This window comes from Serratia myotis (genome assembly GCF_027474885.1).
Lineage (GTDB): Bacteria > Pseudomonadota > Gammaproteobacteria > Enterobacterales > Enterobacteriaceae > Serratia > Serratia proteamaculans.
The window spans coordinates 2163231-2183106 of sequence record NZ_CP099707.1 but is presented as its reverse complement, the minus strand read 5'-3'; the positions used below and the strand labels follow the sequence as shown (position 1 = coordinate 2183106).

General features: G+C 52.9%; 19 protein-coding genes. 9 read left to right on the top strand and 10 right to left on the bottom strand.

What is annotated here, in order from left to right:
- Nucleotides 1–31 precede the first annotated feature (31 nt).
- The gene (gene hemA / locus NHG65_RS10370) at nucleotides 32–1294 is read right to left on the bottom strand and encodes a glutamyl-tRNA reductase (protein ID WP_099062354.1); all 1263 of its coding nucleotides are present in this window, start codon (nucleotides 1292–1294) and stop codon (nucleotides 32–34) included.
- 263 nt (nucleotides 1295–1557) lie between these two features.
- Entirely contained in the window at nucleotides 1558–1701 is a 144-nt protein-coding gene (locus NHG65_RS10365) for a hypothetical protein (protein WP_157765420.1), read from the bottom strand.
- Between the two features lie 305 nt (nucleotides 1702–2006).
- Between NHG65_RS10365 and lolB the strand changes: the two genes are divergently transcribed.
- The 3 genes from lolB to prs all read left to right on the top strand — a co-directional run bounded on the left by lolB (nucleotide 2007) and on the right by prs (nucleotide 4612).
- A complete protein-coding gene (gene lolB, locus NHG65_RS10360; RefSeq protein WP_499183273.1) occupies nucleotides 2007–2630 on the top strand; it encodes a lipoprotein insertase outer membrane protein LolB in 624 nt (207 codons plus the stop codon).
- The gene (gene ispE, locus NHG65_RS10355; protein ID WP_499183272.1) at nucleotides 2627–3493 is read left to right on the top strand and encodes a 4-(cytidine 5'-diphospho)-2-C-methyl-D-erythritol kinase; all 867 of its coding nucleotides are present in this window, start codon (nucleotides 2627–2629) and stop codon (nucleotides 3491–3493) included. The genes lolB and ispE overlap by 4 nt, the downstream gene beginning before the upstream one ends.
- A gap of 171 nt (nucleotides 3494–3664) precedes the next feature.
- Nucleotides 3665–4612, top strand: coding sequence for a ribose-phosphate diphosphokinase (gene prs / locus NHG65_RS10350; protein ID WP_004943207.1), 948 nt, complete (start codon nucleotides 3665–3667; stop codon nucleotides 4610–4612).
- Between the two features lie 190 nt (nucleotides 4613–4802).
- On the opposite strand, the gene ychH is transcribed toward prs, so the two are convergent.
- Nucleotides 4803–5081 carry a stress-induced protein YchH gene (gene ychH / locus NHG65_RS10345; protein ID WP_085116308.1) on the bottom strand — a complete coding sequence of 93 codons (279 nt, stop codon included), beginning with the start codon at nucleotides 5079–5081 and terminating at the stop codon, nucleotides 4803–4805.
- 313 nt (nucleotides 5082–5394) lie between these two features.
- Here ychH and pth point away from each other — a divergent pair, with 313 nt between their 5' ends.
- Together pth and NHG65_RS10335 are read left to right on the top strand one after the other, a co-directional pair.
- Nucleotides 5395–5985 carry an aminoacyl-tRNA hydrolase gene (pth, locus tag NHG65_RS10340; RefSeq protein ID WP_261415872.1) on the top strand — a complete coding sequence of 197 codons (591 nt, stop codon included), beginning with the start codon at nucleotides 5395–5397 and terminating at the stop codon, nucleotides 5983–5985.
- A 311-nt stretch (nucleotides 5986–6296) separates the two neighbouring features.
- Complete coding sequence (locus NHG65_RS10335; RefSeq protein WP_499183473.1) at nucleotides 6297–7457, top strand: RNA-guided endonuclease InsQ/TnpB family protein; 1161 nt, start codon at nucleotides 6297–6299, stop codon at nucleotides 7455–7457.
- A gap of 36 nt (nucleotides 7458–7493) precedes the next feature.
- Here NHG65_RS10335 and NHG65_RS10330 read toward each other — a convergent pair whose 3' ends face one another.
- Nucleotides 7494–9023: a SulP family inorganic anion transporter gene (locus tag NHG65_RS10330; protein ID WP_499183271.1), complete on the bottom strand. Its 1530-nt coding sequence runs from the start codon at nucleotides 9021–9023 to the stop codon at nucleotides 7494–7496.
- Nucleotides 9024–9355: 332 nt separating this feature from the next.
- Here NHG65_RS10330 and ychF point away from each other — a divergent pair, with 332 nt between their 5' ends.
- The 4 genes from ychF to NHG65_RS10310 all read left to right on the top strand — a co-directional run bounded on the left by ychF (nucleotide 9356) and on the right by NHG65_RS10310 (nucleotide 14702).
- Nucleotides 9356–10447, top strand: a complete 1092-nt coding sequence (gene ychF / locus NHG65_RS10325) for a redox-regulated ATPase YchF (RefSeq protein WP_085116305.1) — start codon at nucleotides 9356–9358, stop codon at nucleotides 10445–10447.
- Nucleotides 10448–10635: 188 nt separating this feature from the next.
- Entirely contained in the window at nucleotides 10636–11793 is a 1158-nt protein-coding gene (locus NHG65_RS10320; protein ID WP_283603039.1) for a merozoite surface protein 3b, read from the top strand.
- A 65-nt stretch (nucleotides 11794–11858) separates the two neighbouring features.
- Entirely contained in the window at nucleotides 11859–13265 is a 1407-nt protein-coding gene (locus NHG65_RS10315; protein ID WP_283603038.1) for a coiled-coil domain-containing protein, read from the top strand.
- A gap of 45 nt (nucleotides 13266–13310) precedes the next feature.
- Entirely contained in the window at nucleotides 13311–14702 is a 1392-nt protein-coding gene (locus NHG65_RS10310) for a DUF6384 family protein (RefSeq protein ID WP_499183270.1), read from the top strand.
- A gap of 56 nt (nucleotides 14703–14758) precedes the next feature.
- Here NHG65_RS10310 and NHG65_RS10305 read toward each other — a convergent pair whose 3' ends face one another.
- The 6 genes from NHG65_RS10305 to NHG65_RS10280 all read right to left on the bottom strand — a co-directional run bounded on the left by NHG65_RS10305 (nucleotide 14759) and on the right by NHG65_RS10280 (nucleotide 19579).
- Nucleotides 14759–15352 (bottom strand): ATP-dependent Clp protease proteolytic subunit, encoded by a 594-nt coding sequence (locus tag NHG65_RS10305; RefSeq protein ID WP_261426836.1) that lies wholly within the window; start codon nucleotides 15350–15352, stop codon nucleotides 14759–14761.
- A 44-nt stretch (nucleotides 15353–15396) separates the two neighbouring features.
- Entirely contained in the window at nucleotides 15397–15735 is a 339-nt protein-coding gene (locus NHG65_RS10300) for an SRPBCC family protein (protein WP_207977794.1), read from the bottom strand.
- Nucleotides 15732–16046 (bottom strand): ArsR/SmtB family transcription factor, encoded by a 315-nt coding sequence (locus tag NHG65_RS10295; protein ID WP_207977792.1) that lies wholly within the window; start codon nucleotides 16044–16046, stop codon nucleotides 15732–15734. Before NHG65_RS10295 ends, NHG65_RS10300 begins: the two co-directional genes overlap by 4 nt.
- Nucleotides 16047–16128: 82 nt before the next feature.
- Nucleotides 16129–17400 carry a NupC/NupG family nucleoside CNT transporter gene (locus NHG65_RS10290; RefSeq protein WP_207977790.1) on the bottom strand — a complete coding sequence of 424 codons (1272 nt, stop codon included), beginning with the start codon at nucleotides 17398–17400 and terminating at the stop codon, nucleotides 16129–16131.
- Nucleotides 17401–17525: 125 nt separating this feature from the next.
- On the bottom strand, nucleotides 17526–18464 hold the full coding sequence (locus tag NHG65_RS10285; protein ID WP_207977788.1) for a pseudouridine-5'-phosphate glycosidase: 939 nt from the start codon (nucleotides 18462–18464) through the stop codon (nucleotides 17526–17528).
- Nucleotides 18461–19579 carry a PfkB family carbohydrate kinase gene (locus NHG65_RS10280; RefSeq protein WP_499183269.1) on the bottom strand — a complete coding sequence of 373 codons (1119 nt, stop codon included), beginning with the start codon at nucleotides 19577–19579 and terminating at the stop codon, nucleotides 18461–18463. Before NHG65_RS10280 ends, NHG65_RS10285 begins: the two co-directional genes overlap by 4 nt.
- Nucleotides 19580–19876: the final 297 nt, after the last annotated feature.

Here is a 19876-nt window from a genome sequence, read left to right as displayed (position 1 = left end):
GTGGTATTAAACCCTGTTAATAAAGAGAAAACTAATGCTGATCCAGCCCGAGGCTGTCGCGTAATATTTGCAACCGCTCCACGTCGCCATCGCCGGCGGCCTGTTGGAGGGATTTGGTAGGGGCATGAATAAGACGGTTGGTCAGCCGGTGGGCAAGCTCGTGGATAACCTGCTCCACGTCCGCGCCCTGCGCAATGGCAGCCAAGGCTTTGGCTTCCATTTCCGCACGGATCTGATCGGCCTGCGAGCGGTAGTCGCGGATGGTTTCTACTGCGCCCTGTGAGCGCAGCCAGGCCATAAAGTTGATGCTTTCCTGCTGAACAATCGACTCAGCCTGCACCGCCGCGGCTTTGCGCTGCGCCAGGTTGCTTTGAATGATGGCGTGCAGATCGTCCACGCTGTACAAATAGGCGTTGGCCAGCTTGCCCACTTCCGGTTCGATATCGCGCGGTACGGCAATATCCACCAACAGCATTGGCTGGTTGCGGCGCGCTTTCAGCGCTCGCTCCACCATCCCTTTACCGATGATCGGCAGCGGGCTGGCGGTAGAACTGATGATAATGTCGGCGTCCGCCAGGCGTTCGTCGATTTCCGGCAAGGTAATCACTTCTGCGCCAACTTCGTCCGCCAGCAGCTGAGCGCGTTCGCGGGTGCGGTTGGCAATAATCATATGCCGCACTTTGTGTTCGCGCAGATGACGCGCCACCAGCTCAATGGTTTCACCGGCGCCCACCAACAATACGTTCAGTTCGGCAAGGGATTCGAAGATTTGGCGCGCCAGGGTACAGGCGGCAAAGGCCACGGACACCGCACTGGCACCGATTTCGGTTTCGGTACGTACGCGTTTGGCGACGGAGAAGGATTTTTGGAACAGACGTTCGAGCTCACCCGACAGTGACTGCCCGCGTTGGGATTCGGCAAAAGCTTTCTTCACCTGCCCGAGGATTTGCGGTTCGCCCAACACCAGCGAATCCAACCCGCTGGCCACGCGCATCAGGTGGCTGACAGCTTCATCACCGTGGTGCCAGTACAGGCTTTTACTCACTTCTTCCGGGCGCAGGCGGTGGTACTCACACAGCCAGGTGACCAGCTGTTCGTGAATATGTTCCTGTTGCTCCACGCTAAGATACAGTTCGGTGCGGTTGCAAGTAGACAACACGACACCGCCCTGCACCAACGGTTGTTGGAGCAAGCTGGTAAGCGCCTGTTCGATAGACTCTGGGGAGAAGGTCACCCTTTCACGCAGAGAAACCGGAGCGGTTTTGTGATTAATACCTAACGCCAGCAGGGTCATTGCTTCGAGTAATACTTCTTTTGGTACGGGTTCTCGTTGAACGGCATTCTACTTGATGCGCGGGATCAATAAAAGGCACAACCGCATCTTCCGTCCAATCGCTGAAATAGACAGCATCAATGAGTGATTAGTTATAAATACAACAAGATAAGTAATAATTTGACGACATAACATACTGAATTTTAGTGCAGTATGCGATATTCCGCACAGTATTCAGTAAAACGGGGCGACCTGAAGAGCGGTAACGATCAAATATTCGGCGCTTACCAGCCCAAAGTGCCGCAGCGATAGGTAGGATCCAGCAGGAAAGAGACCTGTTGGCAAAAAACATGTTTGGCCTGCAGATAGAAAAATGCCGAGCCCGCAAGGCACAACAGCGAAATAATGATTCGGACGGCAAGTTTCATAACCTTCTGTTCTCCCCCGGGATAGACCCTTGCAGTATACCGCCCCCTACATCAACCAAACACTAACGGCAGTAACGCCCCACCCCAGAGATATTCTTGCGCCCAGAGCAGCACGGCGGTGCGATTGTGTTAATCTTATCAGCAAAGATAACGCATAATCCCGCGCCCAATAACGGTAACAAAGCCGGGAATATTCAACACGATGCAGCAAAAAATTGACGTACCGGCGCTGCCCCGCTAGCGTAAATGCAGATACCCAGGTCTCGCTGTGCGTGCCCGCAAGGACAAAAGGACAAGAGAAAGTTATGCCAATCCGCAAAGTTAGTTTGCTACGCCTGATCCCATTGGCCAGTCTGGTACTGGCCGCCTGTACCACCACCAAACCCAGCGGCCCGGCCACCAGCCCGACGTCGCCACAGTGGCGTGCCCACGAGCAAGCGGTGCAACAGCTTGACCAATATCAAACCCGGGGCTCTTTCGCCTACCTGTCAGACCAGAAAAAAGTCTACGCACGCTTCTTCTGGCAACAATATTCGCCGGATCGTTACCGCCTGCTGCTGACCAACCCGCTTGGCAGCACCGAGCTTGACCTCAACGTACAGAAAAACGTGGTGCAGTTGACGGACAATCAGGGCAAACGCTATGTCAGTGATAACGCCGAAGAAATGATCCGCAAGCTGACCGGCATGGCGATCCCGCTGGATAACCTGCGCCAGTGGATGCTCGGCCTGCCGGGTGAGGCCAACGACTTCAAGCTCGATGACCAATATCGCCTGAACTCGCTGACCTACCAACAAGGTAGCCAGACCTGGACCGTCGACTACCAGGACTACGACAACAGCCTCAAGCCACAGCTGCCAAGCCGCCTGGAGCTGAAACAGGGTGACCAGCGCATCAAACTGAAAATGGACAATTGGACGCTTAAATGATCCGTCAGTGGCCATCGCCAGCTAAACTCAATCTGTTTTTGTACATTACCGGCCAACGCGAAGATGGCTACCACCTGCTGCAAACGCTGTTCCAGTTTCTGGATTACGGCGACACCCTGACCATCGACGCGCGGCAGGATGACCGTATCCATCTGCTGACCCCGGTGGCCGGGGTGCCGGATGAGCAAAACCTGATCGTCCGTGCCGCCCGTCTGCTGCAACAGCATTGCGATCGTCACGGGCTAAACACCGCCCCACGCGGTGCCGACATCAGCATCGATAAACGTCTGCCGATGGGGGGCGGACTGGGTGGCGGGTCTTCCAACGCCGCCACGGTATTAGTGGCGCTAAATGAACTGTGGCGCTGTGGCTTGAGCGACCAACAACTGGCGGAACTGGGGCTGGTCCTCGGTGCTGACGTGCCGGTGTTCGTCCTTGGGCATGCGGCCTTTGCTGAAGGGATCGGTGAGCGTTTGCAACCGGCCAATCCACAGGAAAAGTGGTATTTGGTGGCCCATCCAGGGGTCAGCATCCCTACCCCGGTCATTTTTGGCGATGCAGAATTAAAAAGAGACACCCCGGTTCGCCCGTTAAATGTGCTGTTACAGGCAACTTACGCAAATGATTGCGAACCAATAGCAAGAAAACGTTTTCGCGAGGTTGAACAGCTTGTTTCTTGGCTGTTAGAATACGCGCCGTCACGCCTGACTGGCACAGGTGCTTGTGTGTTTGCTGAATTCGACACAGAAACCGCCGCCCGTCAGGTGTTAAATCAAGCCCCGGAGTGGATATGTGGTTTTGTAGCGCGTGGCGTTAACGTCTCTCCCCTACATCGCATTCGTTCCGGGCAGATTGAACCGTAGTTCTCGTTTCGCTGCGCAGAGTCGTTCACACCTGGCCCTGTAATCCCTGCGCCGCTGCGGTTTCAAATTTTTTTTACACACCCGTATGATATTGCGTCGGCATCGCTAACTGCCCCTTGGCGGAGGCCGAATGACAATATCTTCTCTGGACGCATGCCTGAGGTTCTTCTCGTGCCTGATATGAAGCTTTTTGCTGGTAACGCCACCCCGGAACTAGCACAACGTATTGCCAACCGTTTGTACACCAGCCTTGGTGACGCCGCAGTAGGTCGTTTTAGCGACGGCGAAGTGAGCGTGCAAATCAACGAAAATGTACGCGGCGGTGATATTTTCATCATCCAGTCCACCTGTGCCCCTACCAACGACAACCTGATGGAACTGGTTGTTATGGTAGATGCCCTGCGTCGCGCCTCCGCAGGTCGTATTACTGCTGTTATCCCTTACTTCGGCTATGCCCGCCAGGATCGCCGCGTGCGTTCTGCTCGTGTGCCAATCACCGCCAAAGTTGTCGCCGACTTCCTCTCCAGTGTAGGGGTTGACCGCGTTTTAACGGTAGATCTGCACGCTGAACAGATCCAAGGCTTCTTCGATGTTCCGGTAGATAACGTGTTCGGTAGCCCGATCCTGCTCGAAGACATGCTGCAACAGAATCTGGTGAACCCAATCGTGGTTTCCCCGGACATCGGCGGCGTAGTGCGCGCCCGCGCTATCGCCAAACTGCTGAACGATACCGATATGGCTATCATCGACAAACGCCGCCCACGTGCGAACGTTTCTCAGGTGATGCACATCATTGGTGACGTGGCAGGCCGTGACTGCGTGCTGGTTGACGACATGATCGACACCGGTGGTACCTTGTGTAAAGCCGCTGAAGCGTTGAAAGAACGTGGTGCCAAGCGCGTATTTGCCTACGCGACACACCCGATCTTCTCCGGTAACGCTGTGGAAAACATCAGGAACTCGGTGATTGATGAAGTGATTGTCTGCGACACCATTCCGTTGTCTGCAGAAATCAAGGCACTGAAAAACGTACGTACTCTGACGCTGTCCGGCATGTTGGCTGAAGCCATCCGTCGTATCAGCAATGAAGAGTCAATTTCTGCGATGTTCGAGCATTAATCAGACTTCTTTTCGGTGCGGTGCCCTGCCGTACCGGATCGATCGATTGATTTCCCGCCAGCAGAAAAAAGAAAAACCCGTTGGTGCATCAGCAGCAACGGGTTTTCTACGGGTAGTCGAACATAACCTTAGACCTAAATACGCGGCAGTTCTCCCTTGCCGTAACGCCGATTCCCTTTTGTTTTTTTAATCAATGTGACGAACGATGGTTATCGTTACGGCAGCGTTTATCAAAATGTTTTATCCACCAGTAACGATCCGCCACCTGCTCACGCCCGCCGATACGCGCACCGACCAGCCATAACAACGCGCCCACGAAGATACTCATGATTGCGCCATGGGCGAAAAACTGTGGCAAATTAAACTGTGATACTTCAGCAAGAATGTTGTATCCCACGCCGACGATCATCACCACCAGCCCCAGCCCCATAAAAAAGTTACCCATTTTGTTCACGTTTCTACGTTTCATATGCCACCTCCATAGTGCCATTGGCCAACCGGGATAACTCAGTAAATGGTTAACCCACTTTGATAAGTTAAGTATAGCCCCTGGCTCGACAAGGTGATTGCGTAGGCGATCACAAATGGTAAAGAAAGCATGACAAAACTTTACTTTAAGCAAGTAATTAGTTAACAAATTGAATGATTCCGCTAATGAATTACTCGCCAGGCTGAAGATATCCCCCCACTAACACCACGCACCACATCAGGATTTTGTCATTCGCGGCGCAGGCAGGTAGACTAATGCCCTTTCCATTATCTCGATCATAGCGAATCTCCCCGTGAGCAGTATTAAATTGATAGTCGGCCTGGCGAATCCGGGTGCTGAATATGCCCAGACGCGACACAACGCCGGCGCCTGGTACGTCGATTTATTGGCCCAGCGCCATAACCAGCAGTTGAAGGAAGAGAGCAAATTCTACGGCTACACCGCCCGACTGAATTTGGCCGGTCATGACGTGCGGCTGCTGGTGCCCACCACCTTTATGAACCTCAGTGGCAAAGCCGTGCTGGCCATGGCCAACTTCTACCGTATTGAGCCGGACGAAATTCTGGTGGCGCATGACGAGCTGGATATTCCACCCGGTGTTGCAAAAATCAAACTGGGTGGCGGCAACGGCGGGCATAACGGGCTGAAAGATATTCAGAACAAGTTCGGCAATAACCCGAACTTCTATCGCTTGCGCATTGGCATTGGCCATCCGGGCGATAAAAACAAGGTGGTGGGTTTCGTGCTCGGCAAGCCACCGGCCAGCGAGCAAAAAATGATTGATGAAGCGATCGATGAAGCCGCGCGTTGCACAGAAGTCTTGCTGACTGACGGTTTGGAAAAAACCGTTCGCCGCCTGCACAGCTTTAAGGCGCAGTCCTGACAGCGCTTGCAGCGGGCATTACGCCCGCTGCTGACCCGCTTAGCATTTGCCCCGAAAACCCTCGCCCCTCGGGCGGGGATATAAGGGGAGCTAATCAGGTGTTTTCTGCGGGGGTACGTAGGTTTTCAGTGTTTCGATTACAGCATCGCCAGCCCTACAAGTGAAATAAGAGCGCGACAAAAATGGACAACTCATTTGCTGCCCCAATGGCAACGGCGAAGATAACCGGTCAACTTATAGTGATGCACATTTTCTGGTCAAAGGCTTCCTAAGGTCATACAGTACAAGCTGATTATCGGTGAGCGTCCATGATGAAAAGAGCCACTAAAGTACGCCTGTACCCGACGACCGAACAGGAGGCATTCTTGAATGCTCAGTTCGGCGCGGTGCGTTTTGCGTACAACAAAGCTCTGCATATCAGCCGTCATAGGTACCAGAGACACGGCGTATCGGTCAGTATTAAGCGTGACCTGAAACCGTTACTGGCGGTAGGAAAAAGATCCCGTCGTTACCATTGGCTGAAAGACTATGATTCACTGGCGTTGCAGCAGGCGGTGATTAATCTTGATACCGCTTTTGGACACTTTTTCAGGCAACGTGCTCGCTTCCCCACCTTTAAGCACAAGCAGGGCAAACAATCCAGCTATCACCCCAACGGCAAAGTATTAACCGACGCGATCCAGTTGCCAAAAATGACACCGATGAAAGCGGTTATTCATCGCGATATTATCGGTAAAGTGTCCAGTATCACCGTCAGTCGTGGTGCGTCAGGAAAATATTACGCTTCAATACTCTGTGACGATGGGCTGGCCGCGCCAGCCAAACCCGCACTGATAACCCACGTAACCGGTTGTGATTTGGGTCTGACCCATTACCTGATCCAGTCGAACGGCAAAAAAATAGCCAACCCACGGCCTCTGGTACGCGCCAGCCGTAATCTGCGGCGTAAACAAAAAGCGCTGTCACGAAAGATAAAAGGTAGTGTAAACCGGGCAAAAGCGCGCTTACGGTTGGCGAAATGTCACGAGCATGTGGCGAATGCCCGCGCTGACTTCCAGCATAAATTGTCTCGTACACTGGTTGACGAAAACCAAGCGGTCATTGTTGAGACACTGAAAGCAGCAAACATGATGAAAAATCACCGGCTGGCGCGGCACATTGCTGATGCGTCGTGGTCTGGGTTCGTGATGAAACTGGAATACAAAGCAGAACAGGCCGGCAAACACCTGGTGAAAATTGATCAATGGTTTGCCAGCTCTAAAACCTGTCATTGTTGCGGTTATAAAATGGCGGAAATGCCGCTGAATAAACGTATCTGGCCATGCCCGGCCTGTGGTGTTGAACATGACCGCGATATTAACGCAGCCATCAACATCCAGCGCAAGGGCATAACGGAATTACAGGCGGCGGGACTCGTCGTTTCTGCCCATGGAGGCCAGCATAAATCCGTCATATCGACGGTTGCGGCCTGAGAAGTGGGAAGCCTCGCCGTTTACGGCGGGGAGCAGTCACGTTCGCAGCTTGAAGGTTTCCTCACCGACGTTGGCATCGTCGGTCTGATAGCCTTCTTCCGCCACGTAATATTGCGGATCGTCCAGTTCATGGCTGCAAAACGGGCCGGCCTGCTTTAACAAACGCACGCAGTCGCCGCTCAGGTGGCGCAACCGAATGGTTTTCCCTGCCGCCAGATAGCGCGCCGTCAGCTTATCAATCGCTTCTACCCCACTGGAATCCATCACCCGGGTACCGGCGAAATCCAGCACCACGTTTTGCGGATCGTTTTTCGGTTCGAACAGTTCGGCAAAGGCCGCGGTGGAACCAAAGAACAGCGGACCGTCCAGTTGGTACACCGCAACTTCGCCCTCCACCCGATGCTGACGCACACGAATACGCGCCTGCTGCCAGGCAAACACCAGCGCCGAGATAATCACCCCGCTGATCACCGCCATCGCCAGATCGGTAAAGATAGTGATCAGGGTGACCAGCAGCATCACCAGCGCATCCGCCTTCGGCATCCGACGTAAGCGGCGCAGCGAACTCCATTCAAAGGTGTTGTAACACACCACCAGCATCACCCCAGCCAGTGCCGCTACCGGCAGCAGGCCGATATAGCCCGACAGACTGACCACAAACAGGATCAGCAGTATCGCACCGACAACGCCAGAAATACGCCCGCGCCCGCCCGAAGTGAAGTTGATGATCGACTGACCAATCATCGCGCAACCGGCAAAACAGCCAAACAGACCGCAAATAGTGTTGCCCGCGCCCTGAGCGATGCTCTCGCGGTTACCGTTACCCTTCTTACCGCCCATTTCGTCGAGCACCGTCATGGTCAGCAGCGATTCAATCAGCCCCACCAGAGCAATCACCAGGGCATACGGCAGTACTACTTTCAGCATTTCCAGATTGAACGGCGCCATCGGCAGGCTGAAATGCGGCAAAGCGCCGGAGATATCCGCCAAATCGCCGACCCGCAAGGTATGCAGGTTAAAGCCAATCGCCAGGGCGGAAACCACAATCAATGCCGCTAACGAAGCCGGGATCACCCGGGTCAACCGTGGGAACAGCACTACCACCAGGATCGCCAACGCCACCAGTGCGTACATCAGCAGCCCCTGCCCGGCAATCATATGCAATTGCGCCAGCATAATGACAATAGCCAGGCCGTTGACGAAACCGTGAATGGCTGGCAACGGTACCAGACGAATAAACTTGCCCAGCCGGAAAACGCCGATCAGGATTTGGATCACCCCGGCGAAAATCGTTGCCCACAGTACGTATCCCATACCGTGCTGCGCCGCCAGGCTCATCAGCACCACCACGATCGAACCGGCCGCGCCCGACACCATACCCGGTTTGCCGCCAAACAGTGCGGTTACCAGGCCGATAATAAAGGCGGTATGCAGCCCGACGATCGGGGAAAGTCCGGCGACCAGCGAAAAGCCGACCGCTTCGGGGATCATGGAGACCGCCACCACAAAGCCCGCCAGCACCTCGTTCTTGACGGCCGACAGCCTGAAGTTGTTCAGGTTAAACATGGATTATTCACTTCTGACAGATAAAACACATTCCCGCAGCACGGGAACCGGAACCGCATGGCGCGGCGAACCTCAGGAGGGGGGCAACTCAGGGTGGACTGGGCAAGAAGTGCATCCGGCGCGTTTCCTGTAGGTTAATCAGAAGTGTCAGTATGTGTAAATGTGATCCAAATCTCAATCAAAAACCGGCATTCCCAGCGCATTTGCCCCCCAGCACACAGCCAGATCGAGAAAAACGGCCATTACGTGTATAATGGCGCCATTATTTCGTCCTTTATGCAGTGGGTTAAACCTAACCGGCTGATAGTTAAGATATTTAAGGTGATAACAACATGGGATTCAAATGCGGTATCGTCGGCTTGCCTAACGTAGGCAAATCCACCCTGTTCAACGCGTTGACCAAAGCGGGTATCGAAGCAGCCAACTTCCCGTTCTGCACCATTGAACCTAATACCGGTGTGGTGCCGATGCCCGATTCGCGTCTGGACCAGTTGGCCGAGATCGTTAAACCTCAGCGCATCCTGCCAACCACCATGGAATTCGTCGACATCGCCGGCCTGGTGAAAGGCGCGTCCAAAGGCGAAGGCCTGGGCAACCAGTTCCTGACCAACATCCGTGAAACCGAAGCTATCGGCCACGTGGTGCGCTGCTTCGAAAACGACAACATCATCCACGTGAACAACAAGGTTGACCCGGCTGACGACATCGACGTCATCAATACCGAGCTGGCCCTGTCGGATCTGGACACCTGCGAACGCGCAATCCACCGCGTACAGAAGAAAGCCAAAGGCGGCGACAAAGACGCAAAAGCCGAACTGGCCGCACTGGAAAAATGCCTGCCGCAGTTGGAAAACGCCGGCATGCTGCGTGCGCTGGATCTGACTGATGAAGACCGTGCAGCGATCCGCTACCTGAGCTTCCTGACGCTGAAGCCAACCATGTACATCGCCAACGTCAACGAAGACGGCTATGAGAACAACCCATACCTGGACAAAGTGCGTGAAATCGCTGCGACCGAAGGCTCGGTAGTGGTTGCCGTGTGTGCTGCGGTTGAATCCGATATCGCCGAACTGGAAGACGAAGACCGCGCCGAGTTTATGGCTGAACTGGGTCTGGAAGAGCCGGGCCTGAACCGCGTGATCCGCGCCGGTTACGAGTTGCTGAACCTGCAGACCTACTTCACTGCTGGCGTTAAAGAAGTGCGCGCCTGGACCATCCCGGTTGGCGCGACCGCCCCACAGGCCGCCGGCAAGATCCACACCGACTTCGAGAAAGGCTTTATCCGCGCACAAACCATCGCTTTTGACGACTTTATCACCTACAAGGGTGAGCAAGGCGCTAAAGAAGCCGGCAAAATGCGTTCAGAAGGTAAAGACTACATCGTCAAAGACGGCGACGTGATGAACTTCTTGTTTAACGTCTAAACCTCGCCTTCTGCTCCAAACTCTAAAATCCACGCCAAGGCGTGGATTTTTTGTTTTCTGATTGTTTGAAATCTACAGCGAGTATCGGCAAAGCATCTGACGACGGGACCAGTAATTACAGATGCCCCGGCTGGCGCTATAATGCGTTTACTTTCAATGGCAGGATATGTCCCGATAAGGAATTAATCATGAATAACGCGCTGGCTTCGTACACCACCAAAGCCATTCAGAAGTTGCAAAAACTGGGGATTATCCTTTCGCCTGAAACTGATTCCCCGATCCTGTCCTTACTGGATGCAGTCGCCGATCTGGACAATAACCGCGTGATCGCCATTGGCCGTACTCTACAGCAGCAAAGCGCTTTTAACGCCGTGGTGCGCGATAACATCAGCAACATGGACGTAGCCAATCGGCAGGCAAAAGTCGTCTCTGCATTTGATTCAATCCGTAAAGATGCCACTCAGATGGTCGGTTGGCTGGAGGACGGCAAGCTTGACGTTATTGAACGTATGAAATCGGGTTGGATGACTCTGCGCCGCGGATCTATCCCCGACCGTTTCAACGATATCAAACAGACCTATTTAGAAGTGGCCAGAGCGTCAGAAGAACAAATCAGCCGTGAAAAAGCCATTTTGGAAGCCTATCAGGATTTTCGATTTGGTCTGAAACAGGCCTATGTCGATGCTCAAACTTTACTGACCGCAGCGCAGGATAATTTACAACAAAGCCGCCAGTTATTGCAGACGGCACAAACTGCCACTGAGCAATCGCAGAGTGATGACAACATCACCCGAGCCCAGTTGGAGCTGACACGTGATGAAGCATTGAGGGCCATGCAGAAAGAAGACGAACGTTATCAGATTGTCAAAGACCTGGCGGATAATCTAATGATCGCCTACAACGCTGCCGAAGCCGTTTTTGCTCGTTTGCAACAGACTAACGCCATTAAAGAGCGGGTCTACCGCCAAAGTGTCACCTTCTTCAGCACTAACGAAATTGTCTTTACCGCCCTGTCAGCCTCCATGACGTCGCTACAGGGGTTGGCCGAAAGCACCGAAACGCTGGAGGCGATGAAAGCGGGTATCAATGATGGCCTAAGCAATATCGCGACACAGGGTAGCAAGCAGCTTGAAGTTGGTCTGAGGGCCGGCTATGGCACTACCATCAAGGCCGATTCTGTACGCTCTTTGGTTAATGCCATCGTCTCATTCCAAGAGTCCAGCTACCGGATGATTGAGGAATTGCGTACCGAAGCGACAAACAATGCCAATGAGCTAGCCTCCGTCGTTGAAGATGGGAAACGTCGTTTTACCGAAGTCATTACCAAGGCAGAAACATCCCGCTAAATTTACAAGGGATCCCCTTATTGGTTCCAACCAGGATGATTAGGGGGTCTGACACGGAGTTATTGATGCACGCCTACGAACTTGGCCGAAAACTGGCAGCCCTATCGGACCGGGCCAGAGCGGCCCTATCTGGAATTGAAATCAATCAGGCAGATGCTCGCCACCTGCAACTGGTGCTGAAACAGCAAATCGCCAGCCTCTATCACCAGATGGCCACAGTATTGCTGAAAGAATCTCCTCGCGTTGGCGAAATGGCAAACGTGCAGAAATTATTGAATAAACTTCAGCAAGAGATTGCCCAGTCTCAGCACGCCTTACAGCTCAGCGAGAAAGAAATCGAGAACCGACATGCTCAGTTGCAACAGCTGCATGAAGAAATAAATCGGCAAGAAGATGTACGGGATCGGCAACTAGAACAAAATATTGATGCTGTAGCAGCCAGGCAGTTGATGGTTAAAAGCAGTCAGGATGTCAGCCAACATGAAAACAGCCATAAGGAATTAATGGCTGAAACGACCACCAAGCTGGGGGAGTACCATCAGCAACGCATTTTCATGTTCCTGGAGAGAAAAAGCTATGGGCAACCGGGATATTCAGCCTGGCCGCTGTCGCGCAATCTCGATAGCTGGCTGGCACGAATTAGCCACTATCCCAACAACGCAGCCAATTACCGGATGCTCCTGTCACTGCAAAAGGAATCTACCCGGCGTCTGCTGGAGCTGCAAAATCAAACCAAGCAACAGACCAATGAATATCAACAATATGTACAAGACGTCGAAAAGAATCTACAGCTGCCCACGCTGTATCTGAATCTCAACGCGCTAGAAAAAATACTGAGTTCCACACAACAAGAAATCCGCAACCAGCAAAATAAGCTGCAGGAATACGCTCAGGGCGAAGGTGAGACTTACAGCCAGATAACCACACAGCTCTCGGCGCAAATGGCCTTATTGCCTTTGGATAAGCTGGATATTCTGGTGGCGAAAACCGAGACGCCGACTGACGATCGCCTGTTGGAAGAGCTGAGAGAACTGCAGCTTGAAGAGAAATCAATCGCAGAAAACCTGCTACAGCAAGAGATCGAGGCTCAATTAGCCCAGCGCCGTGCCACTGCCGCCATCGAATTGAACAATCAATTTTCGGCGCAGGGATATGACAATCCGATTTATGAGTACCAATGGGGATGGTCAGATAAACCGGAGGAACTGTTTGAAAACTACCTTTCCGGTGCCATCAGTCTGAAAGCGGTATTGCATAAATTGGATATGATTACCCACCGACTCCCGCCACCATCGGCAACTGCCAGAGCCTCGTCCGGTTCGTGGGGAAATTCATCCGCACGGAGCTATTCGTCTGGCGTCGGATATAGTTCTTCATCTTCATCGTCGTCCTCCTCTTCCGGCAGCGGTGGTGGCTTCAGTTCTTCCTCTTCAACCGGCGGTGGCGGGTTCCGCACTACGGATAGTTTCTGATGAAAGATATCTATGCCCTAAACACAACCATCGGGAGTATGGCCCATGAGTGAGATTAAATTAAGCGACCAACTGGGTGCCATGGCCATTATTGACTCACTCTATGCACAGCGAATTGCACTGGACGAACATTTGGATCTGCCCAAATTACGCCAGAAAATTACACAACGCATCCGTGATTACTATCAGTCCAGTGGAACCGACATCGACGATAAACTGATTGAGCAGGGAGTTAAAAATTGGTTTTCACAGCGCCTGCGCTATCAGACAAACAAAATGAGCCTGGGCCAACGCGCTGCTGCATTCCTGTACATGACCAGTAAGCAGTGGCTGACGGGACTTGCTATCATCCTTGTTGCACTGGCCCTTGCCTGGAAGCTGAGTCTTTACATAGGCCAACACCAACTTGCCGCGCTGGAAAAGAACATAGCGACCCAAACCAGCCAAAGCAACCAAATGGCGGCGCAAGCGCAGACGTTATCTGACCAACTCAGCAAAATGAAACATGAGCCGTTCATCTATGCAAAAGTACCCGCCGACCAGATAATCGCGCAGGCGGAAAACCTTTTGTCCAATTTCCAGTCCCGCCAAGCCGCTCCGCTTGTCTCCGCAGAAAACACACCACAAAGGTTGGACATTCTTACTGTGGCGAATCAGCAAAACCAGGCATTACTCACGCAAGTGAGGACGCTAATGCTCCGTTGGCCACTACTGCAAAAATGGGACAGTATCCTCAGCAATATGGATAAAGATCCGCAGCTGCAAACCTATCTCAAATGGGCGCCCGACCTGACAGGGAAATTAGCCGAAGCCACCTTAGCGCTGTCGAAAAACGCCGCAGATACGCAGATCAAAATCGAGACAGCCTTCAAGGCTTATGACCGTGAACGTATGCGTGATGGCTTATATTTCACGATGGACCAAAGAACGCAGAAACTGCGTAATCTCAAGCTTTCCCGCCAGGACCGAGTAAAGGTCGATAACGATATTAGCTATGCGCGCAATCTCATCGCTCGTGCAGACCTCAATGACCGGGTTATTCCCCCTCTTTGGCTAGAGGCCTTGGCAGGACTGGACTACACCTATGATCTGATCATGCAACCGCTGACGCTGACCATTATCGATCGGGTGGGCGAGAAGTCGGGAGTAGAACGCACATACGATAATTCAGGTGGTAAAAGCTGGTATTTGATCGTGGAAACACAAACACCAAGCCATACACCTTTCCCAATATCAGTAAAAGACAGTGAAACCGGTAGGAAAACGCGAACTAGTCAATTCGGTATCCGAGTTTCGCAAAAAGAGTATGAGAAGTTAAAAAAAGACAAGCTGGATGACGGTCACATAGATCATGCTCTCGTCGGTAAAAAACCTGCCGGCCAATTGAACTTTACCTACACTCGCCCAGTTCAGGACGGCGTAATTACCGAGTGGTGATCATTACTCGACGCCATCCCCCAAAGTCGCGCAACCGCGCGGCTTTAATTTAACCCTCACCGTCCCCGCAACACCGAGTCCACCAGCCCCCATTCCACCGCCTCATCGGCACTCATAAAACGGTCACGGTCGAGAGCACGCTCGACCTCTTCATAGCTGCGGCCACAATGTTTGGCATAAAGCGTGATTACGCTGTGCTTGGTGCGTTTCATTTCTTCGGCGTGGATCAGGATATCCGATGCCTGGCCCTGAAAACCGCCCAATGGCTGATGCACATGCAGGCTGGCATTGGGCAGCGCCATGCGGTGGCCGGCTTCCCCGGCCATCAGCAGAAAGGAGCCCATCGAACGCGCAGTCCCCATACACAGGGTGTGCACCGGCGCATGGATGTAATTCATGGTGTCATAGATGGCAAAGCCGCTGGTGATCACCCCACCCGGCGAGTTGATGTAGAGGTGGATCGGTTTCTCCGGGTTTTCGGCCTCCAGAAACAGCAACTGCGCACAGAGTATTTCGGCCACCTGATCGTTAACCTCCCCGTTCAGGAAAACGATACGGTCACGCAGCAATCTCGAATAGATATCGAAAGAACGTTCTCCCTGACTGGTCTGTTCAACCACCATAGGGACGAGCAGCATCGATTCACGCATGGGTGAACTCCTGTTTTCAGGTGTGGAATAGAGAATGTCAGGCGTCAGGCGGCGCGCATCAGGTGCCGTCCACTGTCGTTCGCCGCCGTCAGTCGCACATCGTCCAGCCGATGGATTATGCGTAACAGGCTACCGCCAGCGGCGCTGGGCAGAATTTGCAGGGTTACGGTGCTTTCGAGGAACGGCGGTTGGTCATCACGCATCCGGTAGCTGATTTCCGTTCCCGGCGTCACCACAACCGGTTCGGCGTCGGCCAGCACGGCATTCGGTAACCATTGTTCGCGCAATGCCGGGATACCCACCGCCCGCCAGACTTTCTCGGGTGGCGCATCAAGTGAATATTCCAGCACCAGCGGCGGCAGGTTGGCATCGGTCTGGTTCATTGATCCATGTCCTTTAGCAAAATATTCAGCTTCTCGATACGCTCCGGCCAGAAGGCACGGTACTTATCCAGCCACCGGGCAATCAATGCCAGCCCCTGCGGGTCAACCTGATAATTGACGAAACGGCCCTGCCGCGCCTCGCTTACCAGACCAGCCTGACGCAACACTGCCAGGTGCTGGGACATCGCCGATTGGCTGATGGGCATGCCTTCACGCAGGGCACTGGCATTCATGCTACCCGCGGCCAGTTTTTCGAAGATGGTGCGGCGGGTAGGATCCGCCAACGCCTTAAAGATGTCATTTTCATTCATGAATACACATTAGTATCCACTTATCTAATGCGCAAGTTTATAGCGTGAGATAATCCCCCAATAGCCAACAAACAGGCCATTATCATAATGATGCGGTCAACGCCCCAAGACCAATAAACAACCCGGCGATAGTGGCGCTCATCAGGTTGGATAACGTCGCTGCCAACAAGGCACGCAGACCCAGGCTGGCGATATCCGAAGCGCGCTCTGGCGCAACCGCGCTGAATGCTCCCACGACTACGGCGATCGATCCAAAATTGGCGAACCCACACAGTGCAAAGGAGATAACCGCGATGGTTTTTGTATCCAGCACTGCGACGGTATCTTTGAGGTAAGTTGAAAAATTCACGTAAGCGACAAATTCGTTGATCGCCAACTTCTGGCCTATCAGCCCGCCTACCAGGCCCGCGTTGTCCCAGTTAACCCCCATGATGTAAGCCAACGGCGCGAACAAATAGCCGAACAGCCTTTCCAGGCTCAGCTGTTCCCACCCCAGCAGGCTACCCACTCCGCCGATCAGGCCATTGATCAGCGCAATCAACGCCACAAATGCCATCACCACGGTGGCGACACCCACCGCAATTTTCAGGCCCAGCATGGCACCGCTGGCCGCCGCTTCGATAATGCTTGCCGGACGTTTGTCACTAAACGACATCTGGCTGAATTCAACCTGCGAAACCTCGGTGGCCGGGCTGAGCATGCGTGCGAACAAAATCCCGCCGGGGATCGCCATTAGCGAAGCCGCCAGTAAATACTCAATCGGCACGCCCAGCCCGGCATAGCCGACCAGCATCGATCCGGCGATTGATGCCATCCCGCTGCAAATCACGGTAAACAGCTCATTGCGGCTCATCTTGTTAATAAAAGGCTTAAGCACCGCAGGCAGTTCGTTTTGCCCCAGGAAGATAGTGGTTACTGCGGCAAAAGCCTCGACCTTGCTGATCCGCAACATCTTTTGGAAAACATAACCCAGTACATTGATCACCCATCCCATCACGCCGAGGTAATAGAGAATTGAGATCAGTGCGGTAATAAAAATAATTGCAGGCAGAACATGGAAAGCGAAAACAAACCCGGCACCGTCAAACAGCACATTCATTTTCGGCCCCACCAGCCCACCGAAAATAAATGAACTACCGGCATCGCTGTAAGAAATCACTTTATTGACCCCGCCGGCAATGGCATTAATCACCCACTTCCCCGCCGGTACATAAAGCATAATCGCGCCGAGCAAAATCTGTAGAATTAAAGCGCAACCTACGGTTCTCAGGCTAATGCGCTTTCTGTTATTTGAAAAAATAAAAGCAATAAGGAGAAGAATACAGATACCTATTAAGCTGCGGAGTAAGTCCATAAATCCATCCCTTTATACCCAGCGTTGAAAGGAGAAAGAGACAAGGCTGTCCCCTCCACCTTCCAGGCTGGAATTTTTATTTAGTGTTGGTTATCAGGGTAAAAATTAAGGAAACTACTGTCGTCTCAGGCGGCCTCTTGCTGATAGCAACAGGCGATCTGCGCCGCCAGTTTGGCATTGTTGAACACCAACTGAATATTGGCCGTCAGGCTATCGCCACCGGTCAGTTCAGCCACCCGGGCCAGTAAGAACGGCGTGCTGTCTTTACCCTGAACCCCCTGTTCTACCGACTCGCGCACCGCCCGTTCAATGGCCGCATTAATTTTGTCCTCCGGCACCGCATACTGCGCCGGGATCGGGTTAGCGATCACCATGCCGCCCTCCAGCCCCGCCTGCCATTTGGTGGCCATTGCCCGGGCGATTTCCGCCGGGGCATCCAACTGAATGCTGACGGTGAATGGGCTGGTGCGGCAAAAGAACGCCGGCAGCGTTGGAGTCTGGTAGCCAATCACCGGCACCCCGTGGGTTTCAAGATATTCGGTGGTCAGCCCCAAATCTAAAATAGACTTGGCCCCGGCGCAGATCACCGCCACGTTGGTTCTGGCCAATTCTTGCAGGTCCGCAGAGATATCAAAGGTGTGCTCGGCACCACGATGCACTCCGCCAATGCCACCGGTGGCAAACACGTGGATACCCGCCATCTCGGCAATGATCATGGTTGAGGCTACGGTGGTGGCGCCGTGTTGACCGGCGGCGACGATAAAGGGCAAATCCCGGCGGCTCACTTTCGCCACTTTGTGGCCTTCTTTGCCCAACAGTTCGATTTCCTCACGGCTCAGCCCCGCCTTCATGCGGCCATTGATAATGGCGATAGTGGCCGGTACTGCGCCGTTATCACGGATTTTTTGTTCAACCTCCAGCGCGGTCTGCGCGTTTTGCGGGTACGGCATGCCGTGGGAAATAATGGTGGATTCCAGAGCCACAACCGGGCGTTTGTTGGCCAAAGCTTCGGCAACTTCCGGTGAAATATCCAGATAGTCATGGGAAATAACATTGTTTTTCATGATTGTAGCTCCAACAGTTTTTGAACGCTGCCGTTCGACAGGTTAGGGTTATTAGTCAATTCGGATGAGAGGGTTAATGCCGAGCAGCCCTGAGCAAAACGAATACTGTCTGCCAGCGTCATGTCCTCCAGCCAGCAGTGGGCCAGGCCTGCCATCATGGCGTCACCGGCACCGGTGACATTAACGATGTCGACGCTCAGTGGCCGCGACCAGCCGTGTTGCCCGTCAATCTCGCTGTAATAAACGCCGGCGGGCCCCATGCTGAGGGCTAATCGTTGCACCCCCTGCTGATGAAACCATTGGGCAACGGGCGGCGCGTCCTGAGGCCCGTGGATCGCCATGCCGCTGAGGACTTCGGCCTCCAGCCGATTCGGCTTAAGCGTATGAATGTGTGAGAGCCAACGACGAATTTTGGGCGCTTTAAACGCCGATACGGTGTCAACAAACACCGGTACATTGCCAGAATGGCCAAATAACCAGGCCAACGCGTCCTCGGTGAGATTGCAATCAACCACCAACACGCCGGCATGCTGGATCAGATCTTTGGAGGTGGCTAATAAGGCTGGCGTGAGTTTCTCGAGGATCCGCATGTCGTTAATAGCCACCAGCATTTCACCGCTGTTATCGAGCAAAGAGACATAGGTTGAGGTATTTTCGCCGTGCAGTTTATGGAAGTTGCCGATATGCACTCCCGCCAGCTTCGCCTGCTCCAACAATGTTTCACCATAGAAGTCGTCGCCGACAACGGAAATAAGGTGACATTCCCGCCCTAATAAAGCGACATTCTGCGCAATATTTCTGCCTACGCCACCGGGCGTACATTTTATTTTTCCCGGGTTAGAATCCTCATACACTAATTTAGATGAGGCATAACCACAGACGTCCATATTGGTTGAGCCGACAGTAACCACATAGCTGTGCTCCGACAATATATAACCCTTGCCTTTTATATATCCCTTATTCATTAAATTCATTATGTGTCCGGCGACACCAGAGCGGCTAATACCTAAAACATCGGCAATTTCCTGCTGTGGGATCAAAGGATCACGTCTCAGAAGATGCAATATCTGTTTTTCTCTGCTGGTCATATTGGACACTTGTTTGTTTTTAAACATGAGTTCGTTTTATAACGAGCCTGAAAAACAGTAAAGTGCGATTTATAGTTTTAGCGGGGAATTGGGAAGGCGATCGTAAGACGGATGAACGGAGTTTCAGGAGTAATTATGTGATAGCCATCAACTTATAAAAGTGGTTATGACGCGTTAACTCAGCCAAAAATAGTCATTAGATCTAATGCAGCATTTTATTCTTTTAATAATCTTCATAAAACAAACGGATAGCACTTTCTGATGTAGAACCTAACTTTTGTTGGGTTGTTAGAATTCTATCGATTTAGACGACAAAAGGGGGAA

Excerpts from the sequence above, each read along its gene's own strand:
- hemA (WP_099062354.1), bottom strand. The coding sequence starts at position 1,294 with ATGACCCTGCTGGCGTTAGGTATTAATCACAAAACCGCTCCGGTTTCT.
- NHG65_RS10365 (WP_157765420.1), bottom strand. The coding sequence starts at position 1,701 with ATGAAACTTGCCGTCCGAATCATTATTTCGCTGTTGTGCCTTGCGGGC.
- lolB (WP_499183273.1), top strand. The coding sequence starts at position 2,007 with ATGCCAATCCGCAAAGTTAGTTTGCTACGCCTGATCCCATTGGCCAGT.
- ispE (WP_499183272.1), top strand. The coding sequence starts at position 2,627 with ATGATCCGTCAGTGGCCATCGCCAGCTAAACTCAATCTGTTTTTGTAC.
- ychH (WP_085116308.1), bottom strand. The coding sequence starts at position 5,081 with ATGAAACGTAGAAACGTGAACAAAATGGGTAACTTTTTTATGGGGCTG.
- NHG65_RS10335 (WP_499183473.1), top strand. The coding sequence starts at position 6,297 with ATGAAAAGAGCCACTAAAGTACGCCTGTACCCGACGACCGAACAGGAG.
- NHG65_RS10330 (WP_499183271.1), bottom strand. The coding sequence starts at position 9,023 with ATGTTTAACCTGAACAACTTCAGGCTGTCGGCCGTCAAGAACGAGGTG.
- ychF (WP_085116305.1), top strand. The coding sequence starts at position 9,356 with ATGGGATTCAAATGCGGTATCGTCGGCTTGCCTAACGTAGGCAAATCC.
- NHG65_RS10320 (WP_283603039.1), top strand. The coding sequence starts at position 10,636 with ATGAATAACGCGCTGGCTTCGTACACCACCAAAGCCATTCAGAAGTTG.
- NHG65_RS10315 (WP_283603038.1), top strand. The coding sequence starts at position 11,859 with ATGCACGCCTACGAACTTGGCCGAAAACTGGCAGCCCTATCGGACCGG.
- NHG65_RS10310 (WP_499183270.1), top strand. The coding sequence starts at position 13,311 with ATGAGTGAGATTAAATTAAGCGACCAACTGGGTGCCATGGCCATTATT.
- NHG65_RS10305 (WP_261426836.1), bottom strand. The coding sequence starts at position 15,352 with ATGCGTGAATCGATGCTGCTCGTCCCTATGGTGGTTGAACAGACCAGT.
- NHG65_RS10300 (WP_207977794.1), bottom strand. The coding sequence starts at position 15,735 with ATGAACCAGACCGATGCCAACCTGCCGCCGCTGGTGCTGGAATATTCA.
- NHG65_RS10295 (WP_207977792.1), bottom strand. The coding sequence starts at position 16,046 with ATGAATGAAAATGACATCTTTAAGGCGTTGGCGGATCCTACCCGCCGC.
- NHG65_RS10290 (WP_207977790.1), bottom strand. The coding sequence starts at position 17,400 with ATGGACTTACTCCGCAGCTTAATAGGTATCTGTATTCTTCTCCTTATT.
- NHG65_RS10285 (WP_207977788.1), bottom strand. The coding sequence starts at position 18,464 with ATGAAAAACAATGTTATTTCCCATGACTATCTGGATATTTCACCGGAA.
- NHG65_RS10280 (WP_499183269.1), bottom strand. The coding sequence starts at position 19,579 with ATGTTTAAAAACAAACAAGTGTCCAATATGACCAGCAGAGAAAAACAG.